The sequence below is a fragment of the Ruegeria sp. BC3 genome (genome assembly GCF_056539265.1).
In genome coordinates, this window is the sequence record NZ_JBQFUP010000001.1 from 47,557 (window position 1) to 62,507 (window position 14,951).

Here is a 14,951-nt window from a genome sequence, read left to right on the forward strand (position 1 = left end):
CGCAGTGACAGCGTAAGGCCAACGGCCCGTTGACGCCCGTTGGCCCCTTGCATAGGAAGGACGAAACCCAACGGAACCGGGCGCAGAGGCGTCCAAAGGGAATGTCATGACCGAACAGTCCAGCGCACCACGTTCATTTCAGGAGATTATCCTGCGACTTCAGACCTATTGGGCGTCGAAGGGCTGCGCCATTCTGCAGCCCTATGACATGGAGGTCGGTGCGGGGACGTTCCACCCGGCGACAACTCTGCGCGCGCTGGGATCAAAGGCTTGGGCCGCCGCTTATGTGCAACCGTCGCGCCGTCCGACCGATGGCCGCTATGGTGAAAACCCGAACCGATTGCAGCACTACTATCAGTATCAGGTGCTGATCAAACCCAGCCCGCCGGATCTGCAGGAGTTGTATCTGGGGTCGCTCGAAGCCATCGGCATCGACATGAACCTGCATGACATCCGGTTTGTCGAGGACGACTGGGAAAGCCCAACGCTGGGCGCCTGGGGTCTGGGTTGGGAGGTCTGGTGTGACGGGATGGAAGTCAGCCAGTTCACCTATTTCCAACAGGTTGGCGGCCATGACTGCGCGCCGGTTTCGGGCGAGCTGACCTATGGTCTGGAACGTCTGGCCATGTACGTACTGGGTATCGACCATGTGATGGACATGCCGTTTAACGATCCTCAATCCCCCAGCCCGCTGACCTATGGTGACATCTTCAAGCAGACCGAAGAGGAATATGCCCGTTGGAACTTTGATGTGGCCAACACCGAGGTTTTGCTGCGCCATTTCGAAGAGGCTGAGGCAGAGTGCGCCGCGATTCTGGCCGAGGAACACGATGACCCGAAAACAGGCAAGCGCATTGTTATGGCGCACCCGGCGTATGATCAGTGCATCAAGGCCAGCCATGTGTTCAACCTGCTGGATGCGCGTGGCGTGATCTCGGTTACTGAACGACAGGCCTATATCGGCCGTGTACGGGCACTGGCCAAACAATGCGCGGATGCGTTCCTTCTGACCGAGGCCGCCGGGTTCGAGGCCTGATGGCCTACTCAGGCCAGTCCGGGCAACAAAACCTTGAGGCCAGCCGCGATCATGCCGATTGCGATGGCCGACAGGATCATGCCCATGAACCGGCTCATGATCACGCGCGCATTGTCGGACAGGCGTTTGGCAATCGCGGATGCATTCCAGAACGTGACGAACAGCAACAGCAGAACGGCCAGAAAAACAGCTGCATAAACAGTAGCATCGAAGGCGCTTTTGATGTGGCTGGCGTACAGGATCAGCGTCGTGATCGTACCGGGGCCGACCAGAATCGGGAAAGCCAGCGGATAGAACGCGACGGTGTCGGGCTCGGGGTAAGACTCACGCTCTCCTTCGGTGCCATGGTGCGAGCTGCTCGGCTTGCCGTTCAGCATGTTCAGGCCGATCATCAGGACGACCAGACCGCCCGCAACGCGCAGATCGTCGACGCTGATGCCAAACAGGCCAAGCGTTTGGTTGCCGACGGCCGCAAAAGCTGCGCCGAGGATCAGGCAGTACAGCGCCGTTTTGGTTGCAACCTTGCGCTGTTCCGCCGGGGGCAGGCCGTCGGTAACGCTCAGAAAAACCGGCAGGTTGGTAATCGGATTCATAATCGCAAAAAGCGCTCCGAAGAATCCTACGGCAAGGGTGCTGTCCATCTAAAACGTCTCATTTCGGCCTGTAAACAATTGGAACTTGTCCTATTTTTACCGTTCGTGAAAGAGGCATCGTGAGCAGAAGGGAATTACGATGACAGGAAAGTTGCTTGCGATCATCTTGCTGGTCTCCGCCGTCGTGGCCGGTGCGGGCATGTATTACTTGCAGATCTACGGCTTCTACTACGATGTCGAGCCCACGCCCGGGCAAGACATCGTCTTGCTTGTTGAAGGTGCACAGCAGCCAACGCCTATCGAGTATACCAGCTTTCAGGCGATCGATGCCGACAGTTCTCCCATCCGGTATCGCGCTTGTTTCGAAACAAATCTGACGCCGGACGAGATTGCGCAAACCCATGTCGCGGTCGATCAGGCTGAGCCGCTCACCGCGCCGGGCTGGTTCGACTGCTATGACGCAGTAGCCCTGGCCGACGCTTTGAAATCCGGTCAGGCCCGCGCCTTTATGGGGGTCAAGAATGTCCACTACGGCGTGGATCGGATTGTGGCGATCACACAGGATGGCAAGGGCTATGTCTGGCATGCACTGAACAATTGCGGTGAAAAGGCCTATGACGGTACGGTGGTGGGCGAAGAATGCCCGCCGCGACCCCAGAACTGAGTGACCCGCCATGACTGAGAGCCTGCTCATCCCGGATTTCATTACGGCAACTCTGGGATTTGCGGTCTATCTGTTCGGCGCACTAATAAAAGCCAAAGTTCCGCTCTTGCGGCAGTTCAATATTCCTGAACCGGTGACGGGCGGGCTTTTGGCCTCGCTCTTTGTTCTGTTCCTGTACCTTGCCTTCGATATCGAGCTTTCGTTCGAGTTGGAAACCCGGGACGCATTGCTGGTGTTGTTCTTTGCCGGGATCGGTTTGAATGCCAGATTCTCGGATTTAATAGCTGGCGGTAAGCCGTTGTTGATCCTTCTGGTTTTGACGCTGGTTACAATAATAGCGCAGAACGTGATTGGTGCGGCAGGGGCGTCAATTTTTGGCTATCCGGCGCAGGCTGGCGTGTTGTTCGGCTCGGCGGCTCTGATCGGCGGGCATGGAACAGCAATCGCCTGGGCGCCCGAGGTCGCAAATGCGACGGGGTTGGACGGCGCAACGGAATTGGGCGTCGCGGTCGCAACCTTGGGATTGGTTCTGGCTGCGTTGGTCGGCGGTCCCATAGCGCGGTTGCTTGTCGAATCCCGCGGCCTTACACCGGACCGCCCGGACGAAGAGCACACGGTGGGATTGCCCGAAGAAGAATCCGCCGTGACAGCGATTGACCACATGACGATCATGCGCGTCCTGCTGCATCTGAACCTCGCAATCATATTGGGTTACGCTCTGGGTGAGGCGATCACGGCGGCGGGCCTGAAACTGCCGCTTTTCGTGCCCTGTCTCATCATGGGCATCGTGATTTCCAACATCCGTTCCCTTGTGGCCCCGTCGGCTCCGCCGGTGGCCCGAACGCCATCGCTTGCGTTGATCTCAGAATTTGCGCTGGGAGCGTTTCTTGCGATGTCCCTGATGAGCCTTCAACTGTGGACCATTGCCGAGCTTGGTATGGCCATTGCGGTTATCATGTCGGCCCAAACGCTGTTCACGGTGGCCTTTGTGATCTGGGTTTTGTTCCCCATGATGGGCTCGAATTACCGCGCCGCCGTTCTGGCTGCGGGTTTCGGAGGGTTCGCTTTGGGTGCGACTCCGACCGCAATTGCAAATATGACAGCCGTCACCAAGAGATATGGCCCATCACCTATTGCCTTTATCGTGTTGCCCCTTGTATCCGCATTCTTTGTGGATATCGCTAATGCCATCGTCATTCAGACGATCGTCAATTTCTAAGGACCGAATATGCCCGACCTGCTGATCGAATTGTTTTCCGAGGAAATCCCCGCGCGCATGCAAACCCGTGCCGGCGAAGACCTGAAAAAGCGGATTACCGATGGTTTGGTCGAGGGTGGTCTGACCTATGCCTCTGCCGCGGCGCTGACGACGCCGCGCCGCCTGACGCTGGCCATCGAAGGGCTGTTGGCCGAAAGCCCGACAACTCGCGAGGAACGTAAAGGTCCCAAAGTCGGCGCGCCTGACAAGGCAATCGAAGGGTTCCTGCGCGGTGCGGGCCTGACACGAGATCAGTTGGAAGAGCGCGACACGCCGAAAGGTGCCGTCTATTTCGCCACCATTGAAAAGGTTGGTCGCCCCGCCGCCGAGATTATTGCCGAAGTGCTTGAGGCGACGATCCGCAATTTCCCCTGGCCGAAATCCATGCGCTGGGGCAGTGGGGGGCTGCGCTGGGTGCGCCCGCTGCACTCGATCCTGTGCATCCTGACCGATGAGACTGGCGCGCAGATCGTGCCGATGGAGGTCGACGGCATCAAAACCACTGACACCACCGAAGGTCACCGCGTTATGGCACCGGGTCGTTTTGCCGTGTCGTCGTTCGAGGATTACGCAGCCAAGCTGAAACGCGCCTTTGTAGTGCTGTCGCCCGACGAGCGTGCCGAACATATCTGGAACGATGCCCAGAATCTTGCCTTTGCGGCCGGGCTGGAAGTGGTCGATGACAAGGGACTGCTGGCCGAGGTCGCAGGTCTGGTTGAATGGCCCGTCGCGCTGATGGGGCAGATCGACGACGAATTCCTCGGCCTGCCGCCCGAGGTGTTGCAGACCTCGATGAAAGAACATCAAAAGTTCTTCTCCGTGAAGAACCCCAAAACGGGCCGGATCGAACGGTTCATCACCGTGGCCAATCGCGAAACCACCGACAACGGCGCGACTATTCTGGCGGGGAACCAGAAGGTGCTGTCAGCCCGTCTGGCCGATGCGAAATTCTTTTGGGAGAACGACCTGCGCGTCGCTAAATCGGACATCGCGCAATGGACCCGCGCGCTGGAGAATGTGACCTTCCACAACAAGCTAGGCACGCAGGCCGAACGGATTGACCGTATTGCAGCACTGGCCCGCGAACTGGCCTCGGTAACCGACGCGGATGCCGATCAGGCCGAGAAAGCCGCGCGTCTGGCCAAGGCCGATCTGAGTTCCGAGATGGTCTATGAATTCCCAGAACTTCAGGGACTTATGGGCCGCTACTACGTTGAGGCCGCAGGCGAGGACGCAGCTGTGGCTGCCGTGGCAGAGGAGCATTACTCGCCGCTTGGCCCCTCGGATGACGTGCCGACCGCGCCTTTGTCGGTGACTGTGGCGCTGGCCGACAAGCTGGACACGCTGACCGGGTTCTGGGCGATAGATGAGAAGCCCACAGGCTCGAAAGACCCGTTTGCCCTGCGTCGCGCGGCATTGGGTGTTACGCGTTTGATCCTTGAAAACGACTTGCGACTGTCTCTGGATCGGTTCTTTGACAGTCAGCTTGTACGGGCAGAAAGTGCGATCAATGACTCATTGCCGAAATCAAGCGTTGAGGATTTGTTGAAAGAGATCGCTGATCACGGTGTGTTCGGTGCGGCCTTTCAGACAGTAAAAGAAAAGCTGGGTGATGGCCCGACCGCTGACTTTTTGAAACTGGAAAACAAGGTTCCGGACGCGTCCGATGATCTGCTGTCCTTCTTCCACGACCGCCTCAAAGTTTTCCTCCGCGATGAGGGCATCCGCCATGACATCATCGACGCCTGTATCGCGATGGACGGCAATGACGACCTCAATTTGCTGGTCAAACGTGCCCGCGCGCTGAACGCGGTGATCGCGACTGAAGATGGCGAGAACCTCGTGCAGGGCTTCAAACGCGCCAACAATATTCTCACCCAAGCCGAGGAAAAGGACGGGGTCGAGTACTCCTATGGCGCGGATATCAAGTTCGCTGAGACCGACAGTGAAAAGGCGCTGTTTGGGGCGCTGGAGGCCGCACAGGCCAAGATCGACCCAGCGCTGAAGGCCGAGGATTTCCCCGCCGCCATGTCCGCCATGGCCGATCTGCGTGGGCCGGTGGATGCGTTTTTCGAGGATGTTCAGGTCAATACCGACAATGACATCCTGCGCCGTAACCGTCTGAACCTGCTCAGCCAGATCCGTCAGGTCTGCTCCAGTGTTGCTGATCTGAGCCGTATCGAAGGCTGATCCAGAACGCCCTTGCGCCATTGGTGCAGGGGCTTATGCTGCGTGCAAACCAAAAGGTGCCGCAGTGCAGAATAATCCAAATACCACGCTGATCACGTCCGAAGCCCCGGTTGCCGCGAATACGCATGGCGGCCGGGCGAAGTGCTTGCAACGTCTGGTCCGGCTGGACCTGCCGGTGCCGCGAACGGTTGCGTTGTCGTTCGATGCTGTTCAACAGATTTCCAATGGACAGGTGCCGGATATCGGCGCCATTCTGGAACAGTTCGATCCAGCCGCTCTGCTGTGTGTGCGGCCCAGTTCGGAAGACCCGGATTGGGGTGGACCCGGAGCCATTCTGAACATCGGCATGAACGACTCGCGCTATGTGGATCTTTCGGATTCCATGGGGGCCGAGGCCGCCGCCGCGCTGTATCTGCGCTTTGTGCAAAGCTATGCCGTCCATGTGGCGCGTCTGGACCCGGACGTTTTTGACGAGATCGAAGCGGATGGCCGTGAAGGTCTGCAGGAGTCACTGCGGGCATATGAGGACGAAACCGACGAGGTGTTCCCTCAGGATCGGGGTGAACAACTGGTCGCCGTTCTGCGCTCGATGGCGCGGGCGTGGGATGGCACCTCGGCGCGGCTGTTGCGTCAGGCGAAAGGGGCCCCGGCGGATGCTGGTCTGGGGCTGGTGATCCAAGAGATGATTCCGGGCGTCGGGCAGGGGGAATGTGGATCGGGGGTTCTGCAGCTCATCGATCCGGCGACCGGTCTGCCCCAAATCACCGGCCGGTATCTGAGCCAAAGCCAGGGGCGTGATGCGTTGGGCGAGGGCGTTGCCGCGCTTTATCTGGAAAAAGACCCGCGCGGGCCTTCGTTGGAAGATGTCGCGCCCGAGGCCTTTGCAGCGCTCAAAGCTCACGCGGCACTGATGCGCATAAAGTTGCGCGAAGAAATGCAGGTCGAGTTCGTGATCGAAAATGGCCATGTCCACATTCTGGACGGTGTGCGCGTGCAACGCAGCGCCCGGGCCGCGATGCGGATTGCCGTGCGGCTGGCCGAGGACGGTATCATCCCTCCGCAGGAAGCCGTGATGCGCGTCGATCCGCACTCATTGAACGAATTGCTGCACCGACAGGTTCATCCCGATGCGCGCAGGGACACTCTGACCACCGGTATAGCAGCCAGTCCCGGCGCTGCGACCGGCAAGATCGTGTTTACATCGGCAGAAGCGCAGGCAAGCGCCGCTCGTGGGGAACCTTGCATTCTGGTGCGCCGCGAAACCTCGCCAGAAGATGTGCGGGGCATGCATGCCGCGGTTGCGGTTCTGACCGAAAAGGGCGGTATGACAAGCCACGCCGCCGTGATTGGTCGCGGGTTGGGCCTCCCTTGTATTGTCGGCGCATCCGAGATGCGATTCCAGACCAAGAAAAAGCAGCTGACCGCTCCGGACGGACGTGTGTTCAAAACGGGCGACACGCTGACAATTGATGGCACGTCGGGACAGGTGCTGGCCGGGCAACCCACCATGCTGGAAGCTGCGTTAGACGACTGTTTCCAAACGCTGATGGGTTGGGCCGACCAAGAGCGTGACATCGCGATTCGAGCAAACGCCGATACGCCGGCTGACGCGCAAACGGCGCGGAACTTCATGGCCCAGGGAATTGGGCTGTGCCGGACCGAACATATGTTCTTTGATCCCGGCCGCTTGATCGTGATGCGCGAGATGATCTTTGCGCAGACCTCCTCGGGCCGTGCGGCTGTGTTGGAACGTCTTCTGCCGATGCAGCGCGATGACTTCGTTCAGCTGTTCCGGATCATGGAAGGGCAGCCGGTTTGCATCCGTCTGTTCGACCCACCGCTGCACGAGTTCCTGCCAACAACCCGCAGCGGTCAGCGTGAATTGGCCGAGGCGCTGGACCTGCCGGTGTCCGATGTTGAGCGTCGCGTCGCTGCGATGACCGAGTATAACCCGATGCTGGGTCTGCGCGGCGTGCGTTTGGGTGTGACGGTCCCCGAGATCTATGACATGCAGGCCCGCGCGATTTTCGAAGCCACGCTTGAGGCCAGCAAAGACGGCGCGCCGGTCGTGCCTGAGGTGATGATCCCCTTGGTCTCGGCCAAGCGAGAGGTCGAGCTGGTCAAGGCCCGCATCGACTCGGTCGCCGCGTCGGTCGCAGCCGAGCGCGGGCAAGAGTTCGAATACCGGCTTGGCGTCATGGTTGAGACACCGCGTGCCTGTCTGCGTGCCGACGAGATCGCACCGCAGACCGCGTTTCTGAGTTTTGGTACCAACGACCTGACGCAGATGACCTATGGCCTGTCTCGTGACGATGCAGGCAGGTTCATGTCGGCTTATGTACGGCAAGGCGTCTTTGTCGAGGACCCATTCCACGTGCTGGACCCCGATGGCGTTGGCGAATTGCTTAAACTCGGGGCTGAACGGGGACGCCAGGCCCAACCGGATGTGACCCTGTCCGTCTGCGGTGAACACGGCGGTAACCCCGAATCAATCGCCATTTGTCGCGATCTGGGGTTCGACTACGTGTCCTGCTCACCCTTCCGGGTGCCGGTCGCTCGGCTGGCTGCCGCTCAACTGGCGATTTCGTCCAGACTTGGGGGTTGACAGAAGGCGGCCACTCAAGAATTAGTAGGTAACAGAAAGCGCCGTCGTCAGATATTGTTGACGAAACGGCGATTTTCCACTTGCTTTTTCGTCAGAACTGGACGTCGCCGTTTGAATTCGGTATGAGCCTCGTCGCGCCCGCCGGGGGAGGGTATGGCGCAGAATGTGCCTGTGCGAGGTTATCTGATGCTACGATACATACTGGCTGTTGCCACGTTGGCAGCAACCATGCTGCCGAGTGTTTCCGTCGCTGAGAGGGAAGCCACCGAATCTGCCAAACGCGAACTTGTCACCCGAAGCGAACTGCCCGGGCAAAAGTTCCGCGACTATCTGGGTCTTTTCAAGCCGCGTAAATCGCCCGTTTTGGAAAAGGTATCCTATTCCAAGGCTTGGTTGGACAAACTGCCGACCGCAAAAGGGGACGAGCATTTCAAATGCCTGGCCGAAGCGCTGTACTTTGAAGCGCGCGGCGAAAGTGTTCGCGGTCAATTCGCTGTTGCCGAAGTGATCCTGAACCGGGTCGAAAGCAGCCGTTTCCCGAATTCGCTCTGCGGGGTGATCAAGCAGGGAACCGGTAAGAAGTACCAGTGCCAGTTCACTTACACCTGTGACGGTCAGAAGGAAGTGATCCGCGAGAAAAAGGCCTATGAGCGTGTGTCCAAGGTTGCCCGTGCGGCAATCGACGGAATCGGCGTGGGCCTGACCGAAGGGGCAACCCACTATCACACCAAGGCTGTGCGCCCTTCGTGGTCGCGCGTCTACAAAGAAACGGCCCGGATCGGCGTTCACATTTTCTATCGCCACAACTATCGGACCGCGAGCAACTGATTGACGCACCCGCGCTGGAACCTTGATGGCGCGGGTCGTTTTCTGTCCTATGTAGCGGACCAGGAGGTCCGCCATGATGCTATCCCGCAGACGGTTTCTGCAAACGTCGACTGCAATGCTGCTTGTTCCGGTCGGGGTGCGCGCAGCAAGTTCTGATCTGGTTGCACAAGAAGCCATGCAGCAGATTGCGCCCGATGGTTATCCGACAACCCCTGTTTGGACCTATGGCGGCAGCGTTCCCGGATTTGATATTCGTGTCCGGCAGGGCGAGCGCGTCCAACGTAAGCTGGTCAACAACCTGCCTCAGCCAACAGCTGTTCATTGGCATGGAATTCGGATTGCCAATGCCATGGATGGCGTGCCGGGACTGACCCAGGATGCGGTCGAGGCGGGCGTCAGTTTTGACTACGATTTCGTGGCGCCAGATGCCGGAACGTACTGGTACCATTCGCACAATCGCTCGATGGAGCAAGTCGCCCGCGGATTGTACGGCCCGTTGATTGTTGAGGAGGCCAGTCCACCCGATGTCGATCGCGATCTGACGTTGATGCTGGACGACTGGCGGCTTGACCCCGACACTGCGCATATCGTCAACGATTTCGACAATGGCCACGACCTGAGCCATGCAGGAAGGCTTGGTAACCTTGTGACCGTCAATGGTCGGTTTGACCCGGACTATCCTGTCGGAACGGCAGAGCGTCTGCGGCTTCGGCTGATCAATGCTTCCAACGCGCGGATCTATGACCTGAGTTTGGACGGGCTGTCTGGCTGGATCGTAGCGCTGGACGGTATGCCGCTGGAGCAGCCTTTGACCGTTGAGGAAACATTCCCGCTTGCTCCGGCGCAGCGGGTTGATCTGATCGTTGAAGTGACCGCTAGGGCGCAAGGGATCGCAAGCCTTGTGAGCGTCGAAAGGGACGGTGGGTTCGGTCTTGCGCGGTTCCCGGTTTCTGAGGGAGCAGCAGCGACGCCCCGGCAGGGAATTGATCCGTTGCCACCCAATAGCATGCCCGAAGTTCAGTATGATGATGCGCCGCTGCACCGGATGGTTTTGCAAGGCGGCGCCATGCGGTGGCTTGAGGCAGCGAAGATTGGCGATACCGAACTGACCGGGCGCGAACTGGCGCAGCTTGGCAGATTCTGGGCGCTGAACGGATATGCCGAACGCCCGAAAGACCCATTTCTGGATGCGCGTCTGGGGCAGACGCATCGGATCGAGTTTGTGAACGAAACGGCCTTTCCACATGCGATGCATCTGCATGGACATCATTTCCGAATTGTCCTTCCGGATGGCAGCCTTGGTCCGTGGCGCGATACGGTGCTGGTCGAACGCGGCCAGACCCGACAAATCGCTCTTGTGGCGGATAATCCGGGCGATTGGCTGTTGCATTGCCATATGCTTGGGCACGCGGCATCGGGCATGATGAGCTGGTTTCGCGTCAGCTGACGCCGTTTTCTGTGGCTGGAAAGACGCATGTCGCGGTGTTATACGCCCCGGCATCGTTTAATTTGGGCAAACACGTCCAAGACAGTCCGAAAAGGTCCGCCCGTATGAGCTCTGAAATCCGCCTTGCCTTTGCGCACCCGTCCGAGCGGTCCGAGGCGACTGCCGCAAGGGGGCCGCTGGACCGTATCTCGCTGCGCGACCATATCGTCGAGGTTGAGATTGGCGCGTTTCAGGCGGAACGGGGGACGACTCAGCGCATCTGCTTCAACATCGTGGTGGAAGTGCGCCCGCTGGCCGATCCAATCGACGACGACGTGGATCGGATTCTGTCCTATGACCGGGTGACCGAGGCGATTGCCTACGAACTCGCTGCCGAACGCTTGAACTTGCTGGAGACTCTGGCAGATCGCGTGGCCGAGCGTATTCTGCTTGAGCCTCAGGCCGTAAGAGCTTTTGTAAGAATAGAAAAACTGGATCGCGGCCCTGGTGCTCTTGGAGTTGAGATCGTGCGTGGCAAGGACGCCATTCAACACGATGTGGTCGAGGAAGAACGCCCGCATCCGCGGCTGGTTTTCCTGTCAAACGAAGCTATCACGTCGTCCAACCTGACCGGTTGGATCGACCAGTTAGAAAACCGCCAACGCCCGCTGATCCTGTGTGTTGGTGCGGCTGATATGCCTGTCTCGCAAACTGGTCACGCGATGACGCAACGCCGGATTGACCTGCTCGCGATCGAACAAAATGCGTGGGTGCTGGCCGCCCGCGATCACCGCTGTGTGGTCGTATCGACGCGGACAGAGCTGGATTGGGCCATGAAGAACGGCCAGATCTGCGTCTGGGCCCCGTCGAAAATCGTTCTGGATGCCGTTGACGGGCCATCGGCGGCACCTTCCGATGCCGTCGCATTGGCAGCGTGGTTTGCCGCAACCTTCGAGGCGAGCGAAATGATGGTGATCGGTGGCGCGCTGCCCGACGCCCCTAAAACGCCGCTGCGCGCGATCCCGGTGGATCAGGCGCAACTGTGACCACCTATTTTCGTCCACTTGTTCAGCATGGGCCTAACCGTCCAGCTGGTGCAGTTCCGCTTGCGGGGCAGTCCTTGTGGTTCACGCATGTCGAACGGCTAAGTCGTGAAGAACAGGCCAGCGTGATTACGGCATCAGAGGTGCCTGATGACGCATTGGACCGACTGACACGTCCGCGCGCAGAAATCTCGGGTCTTGCAATGGATCGCCCCCATATCATGGGCATTCTGAACGCTACACCGGACAGTTTTTCGGACGGTGGGGTACATAACTCGGTTCACACTGCGCAGGCGGCGGCCGAAAAGATGGCGGCTGAGGATGCAACCATTCTGGATATTGGCGGCGAATCGACCCGGCCCGGAGCCTCTTTGGTACTGGAAGACGAGGAAATCGCGCGCACGCAGCCTTTGATCGAGGCGATCCGTGCACGAACAGATGCACTGATCTCCATTGATACGCGCAAATCTGCTGTCGCGAAGGCGGCTTGGGAGGCCGGAGCGGGCCTGATCAACGATGTCTCGGGCTTTACCTTCGATCCGCAGCTAGCCCAATTTTGTGCCGAAGTCGGCGCTCCGGTCTGCGTGATGCATATGCAGGGTGATCCGGCAACGATGCAGGACGACCCCAGCTATGATGATGTTTTGCTGGACGTCTACGATTTCTTAGACGGGCAGGTGGCCTATCTGGAAAAGCTCGGGTTAAAACGCGATCAGATCATTGTTGATCCGGGCATCGGGTTCGGCAAGACCGAAGCTCATAATCTGGCCCTACTGCAGGGCCTCAGCTTGTTCCACGGGCTGGGCTGCCCGATTCTGCTGGGCGTGTCCCGCAAAGGCATTATCGGCCAGATTGGCAAAGAGCCGCGCAAAGACGCCCGCGCCCCGGGATCAATTGCTGTTGGGCTGGCTGGATTGTCACAAGGCGTGCAAATTCTGCGGGTGCATGACGTGGCCGAGACGGCTCAGGCCTTGCGTCTTTGGGCTGCCGTCCGGTAATCCCAACGCAGGCAAGAAATGACGGAGTAATACCATGCGCAAGCTGTTCGGGACCGACGGGGTGCGGGGCACCGCGAACACCCATCCGATCACGGCCGAGATGGCACTGCGTATAGGTGCTGCGGCTGGCCGCTACTTCCGTCGCGATCAATCTGATGTGCACCGGGTTGTAATCGGCAAAGACACCCGTCTGTCTGGTTACATGCTGGAAAACGCTCTGACAGCCGGACTGACCTCGACCGGGATGAATGTGCTGTTGCTGGGGCCGGTGCCGACGCCTGCAGTTGGGCTGATGACCCGATCGATGCGTGCGGATGTGGGGATCATGATCTCGGCCAGTCACAATCCGGCCGAAGATAACGGCATCAAGTTCTTTGGCCCCGACGGTTATAAGCTGTCGGACCAGGCCGAGATCGAGATCGAGCGCTTAATAGACGAGGGTGTAAACCCAGCGCAGGCAAAGAACATCGGTCGCGCTCGCCGGGTCGACGATGCGCGTTTTCGATATGGTGAGCGGGTGAAGTCCTCGCTGCCGCGCGACCTGCGCCTTGACGGGCTGAAAGTGGTCGTCGATTGCGCCAATGGCGCCGCGCACCGCACAGCGCCAGAGGTTCTGTGGGAACTGGGTGCCGATGTGATCCCCGTGGGCATCGCGCCGAACGGCAAGAATATCAACCTCAATTGCGGATCGACCAAACCGCAACTGGCCGCAGAAACCGTTGTCGCGCATGGTGCGGACGTTGGGATCTGTTTGGACGGGGACGCCGACCGCGTCGTTATCGTCGATGAGCAGGGCCAGGTCGCAGATGGCGATCAGTTGATGGCCTTGCTGGCAACCAGCTGGGCCAAGGCAGAGCGTCTGAAGGGCGGTGCTCTGGTCGCAACGGTGATGTCCAACCTCGGTCTGGAGCGTCATCTGGAAAGCCGGGGACTGCGTCTGGAACGCACCGGAGTGGGTGATCGTTATGTCGTCGAGCGGATGCGCGAAGGTGGGTTTAACCTTGGTGGCGAACAATCAGGCCATATCGTCATGAGCGATTTTGCAACCACCGGCGATGGTCTTATGGCGGGTCTCCATTTCCTTGCTGAGATGGTTCTTTCGGGCCGCAAGGCCTCGGAGCTGTCTGTACAGTTTGAAACGGTGCCGCAATTGTTGAAGAACGTGCGTTACGGCGAGGGACAAACCCCGCTTGAGGTGGCCAGCGTACAGGCTGCGATTGCGGATGCTGAAACGCGGCTGAACGGACAGGGGCGCTTGCTGATCCGCAAATCGGGAACGGAACCTCTGATCCGCGTCATGGCGGAATGTGAGGATGATGCGTTGTTGACCCAGGTCGTCGATGGGATCGTCGCCGAGGTCGAGGCCGTCGCGGGTTAACGTCCCAGCAGCATTTTTCGCAGGCTGAACCACTGGCTGATGGCAAGTCCCGTAAGGATCAGGGTCAGTGCTGCATAAAACCGAAGGGGCAGGGATTCAGACAGAACCCAGGCCCCGAACACCATCGACCAAATCGGCACCTGATAGTTGACGAGGGTCATGAACACAGATCCCGCGCTGCGGATGACGGACACGCGTAGCAGCGTTGCCAGCGCTGTGGGCACCAGTCCAAGCACGATGATTGCGATGCTGGGACGTGTGCCTTGCCAAGTGGGCAGCCCTTCTGTGGCCAGCATGATCGGGACCAGGATCACCGCGCCGACGACGAGTGTCAGGGCCGCCAACACGACTGGATCAATGGGTGGGCATTGGCGGGTGAAAATCGAGGCAAAGGAATAGCACAAGGCAGCCCCGATGCAGGCCAACTGCGCCAGCGGCTCGGCCCCTTGACCAAGGTTTGCAAGACCGGGGCCAATCAAAACCAATGCGCCGCAGAACCCAAGAGACACGCCCACAAATCGCCGCAGGTTCAACGGCTCGTCCGAGAAGAAATGCGCCAACGGCAATACCATGAGCGGAATTGCTGCCATGGACAGACCAGCAAAGGCCGAGGGCACATATTGCTGGCCCCAGCTCAGCAGTACAAAGGGCAGGGCTGACGATAAGATGCCGATCACGATGACCGAGGTCCAAAGCGCAGCAGACCCGGTCGGCATTTTCCGGTTTGTGACCGCCATCAGCCCCAGCAACATCACCGCGCCCAGCGTTGTGCGCGCAGTCGCAACGGTGATCGGCCCGTACCCCTCTAGCGCCATGGCGACGACCATGAAGGTGCCGCCCCAGATCAGGCCCAGGGCAATAACGCCGCTCCAGTCACGGGATGTGGGTTGCTGGACCATATTCGTCTCGACTTTGTGTAGTGACAAAAAAGG

The 14,951-nt window shown here is 59.3% G+C and carries 12 protein-coding genes; 10 read left to right on the top strand and 2 right to left on the bottom strand.

Going from position 1 to position 14,951, the window contains the following annotated elements; genetic code table 11:
- Positions 1–106: 106 nt before the first annotated feature.
- Complete coding sequence (locus ACR0MV_RS00255) at positions 107–1,036, top strand: glycine--tRNA ligase subunit alpha (RefSeq protein ID WP_480700535.1); 930 nt, start codon at positions 107–109, stop codon at positions 1,034–1,036.
- Between the two features lie 8 nt (positions 1,037–1,044).
- Here ACR0MV_RS00255 and ACR0MV_RS00260 read toward each other — a convergent pair whose 3' ends face one another.
- Positions 1,045–1,677 carry a MarC family protein gene (locus ACR0MV_RS00260; protein WP_170421896.1) on the bottom strand — a complete coding sequence of 211 codons (633 nt, stop codon included), beginning with the start codon at positions 1,675–1,677 and terminating at the stop codon, positions 1,045–1,047.
- A gap of 91 nt (positions 1,678–1,768) precedes the next feature.
- Here ACR0MV_RS00260 and ACR0MV_RS00265 point away from each other — a divergent pair, with 91 nt between their 5' ends.
- The 9 genes from ACR0MV_RS00265 (at position 1,769) to glmM (ending at position 14,019) form a co-directional block, all read left to right on the top strand.
- Positions 1,769–2,293, top strand: coding sequence for a DUF6446 family protein (locus tag ACR0MV_RS00265; protein WP_170421893.1), 525 nt, complete (start codon positions 1,769–1,771; stop codon positions 2,291–2,293).
- Positions 2,294–2,303: 10 nt separating this feature from the next.
- Positions 2,304–3,512, top strand: a complete 1,209-nt coding sequence (gene gltS / locus ACR0MV_RS00270; RefSeq protein WP_480700537.1) for a sodium/glutamate symporter — start codon at positions 2,304–2,306, stop codon at positions 3,510–3,512.
- 9 nt (positions 3,513–3,521) lie between these two features.
- Positions 3,522–5,741 carry a glycine--tRNA ligase subunit beta gene (glyS, locus tag ACR0MV_RS00275; protein ID WP_480700539.1) on the top strand — a complete coding sequence of 740 codons (2,220 nt, stop codon included), beginning with the start codon at positions 3,522–3,524 and terminating at the stop codon, positions 5,739–5,741.
- A gap of 64 nt (positions 5,742–5,805) precedes the next feature.
- The gene (locus tag ACR0MV_RS00280; RefSeq protein ID WP_480700541.1) at positions 5,806–8,346 is read left to right on the top strand and encodes a putative PEP-binding protein; all 2,541 of its coding nucleotides are present in this window, start codon (positions 5,806–5,808) and stop codon (positions 8,344–8,346) included.
- 186 nt (positions 8,347–8,532) lie between these two features.
- Entirely contained in the window at positions 8,533–9,174 is a 642-nt protein-coding gene (locus tag ACR0MV_RS00285) for a cell wall hydrolase (RefSeq protein ID WP_170464273.1), read from the top strand.
- A gap of 73 nt (positions 9,175–9,247) precedes the next feature.
- Positions 9,248–10,621 carry a multicopper oxidase family protein gene (locus ACR0MV_RS00290; RefSeq protein ID WP_480700543.1) on the top strand — a complete coding sequence of 458 codons (1,374 nt, stop codon included), beginning with the start codon at positions 9,248–9,250 and terminating at the stop codon, positions 10,619–10,621.
- Positions 10,622–10,725: 104 nt separating this feature from the next.
- On the top strand, positions 10,726–11,646 hold the full coding sequence (locus ACR0MV_RS00295) for a dihydroneopterin aldolase (protein ID WP_480700545.1): 921 nt from the start codon (positions 10,726–10,728) through the stop codon (positions 11,644–11,646).
- Complete coding sequence (gene folP, locus ACR0MV_RS00300) at positions 11,643–12,641, top strand: dihydropteroate synthase (protein WP_480700547.1); 999 nt, start codon at positions 11,643–11,645, stop codon at positions 12,639–12,641. Before ACR0MV_RS00295 ends, folP begins: the two co-directional genes overlap by 4 nt.
- 34 nt (positions 12,642–12,675) lie before the next feature.
- Positions 12,676–14,019: a phosphoglucosamine mutase gene (gene glmM / locus ACR0MV_RS00305; protein WP_170421869.1), complete on the top strand. Its 1,344-nt coding sequence runs from the start codon at positions 12,676–12,678 to the stop codon at positions 14,017–14,019.
- Here the strand turns inward: glmM and ACR0MV_RS00310 are convergent.
- Positions 14,016–14,918 (bottom strand): DMT family transporter, encoded by a 903-nt coding sequence (locus ACR0MV_RS00310; protein WP_480700549.1) that lies wholly within the window; start codon positions 14,916–14,918, stop codon positions 14,016–14,018. The genes glmM and ACR0MV_RS00310 overlap by 4 nt on opposite strands.
- Between the last annotated feature and the right edge of the window lie 33 nt (positions 14,919–14,951).

What these genes read in the sequence shown, in the direction of transcription:
- ACR0MV_RS00260 (WP_170421896.1), bottom strand. Translation starts at nt 1,677, where the DNA reads ATGGACAGCACCCTTGCCGTAGGATTCTTCGGAGCGCTTTTTGCGATT.
- ACR0MV_RS00295 (WP_480700545.1), top strand. Translation starts at nt 10,726, where the DNA reads ATGAGCTCTGAAATCCGCCTTGCCTTTGCGCACCCGTCCGAGCGGTCC.
- ACR0MV_RS00255 (WP_480700535.1), top strand. Translation starts at nt 107, where the DNA reads ATGACCGAACAGTCCAGCGCACCACGTTCATTTCAGGAGATTATCCTG.
- ACR0MV_RS00290 (WP_480700543.1), top strand. Translation starts at nt 9,248, where the DNA reads ATGATGCTATCCCGCAGACGGTTTCTGCAAACGTCGACTGCAATGCTG.
- gltS (WP_480700537.1), top strand. Translation starts at nt 2,304, where the DNA reads ATGACTGAGAGCCTGCTCATCCCGGATTTCATTACGGCAACTCTGGGA.
- ACR0MV_RS00265 (WP_170421893.1), top strand. Translation starts at nt 1,769, where the DNA reads ATGACAGGAAAGTTGCTTGCGATCATCTTGCTGGTCTCCGCCGTCGTG.
- ACR0MV_RS00285 (WP_170464273.1), top strand. Translation starts at nt 8,533, where the DNA reads ATGCTACGATACATACTGGCTGTTGCCACGTTGGCAGCAACCATGCTG.
- glmM (WP_170421869.1), top strand. Translation starts at nt 12,676, where the DNA reads ATGCGCAAGCTGTTCGGGACCGACGGGGTGCGGGGCACCGCGAACACC.
- ACR0MV_RS00310 (WP_480700549.1), bottom strand. Translation starts at nt 14,918, where the DNA reads ATGGTCCAGCAACCCACATCCCGTGACTGGAGCGGCGTTATTGCCCTG.
- glyS (WP_480700539.1), top strand. Translation starts at nt 3,522, where the DNA reads ATGCCCGACCTGCTGATCGAATTGTTTTCCGAGGAAATCCCCGCGCGC.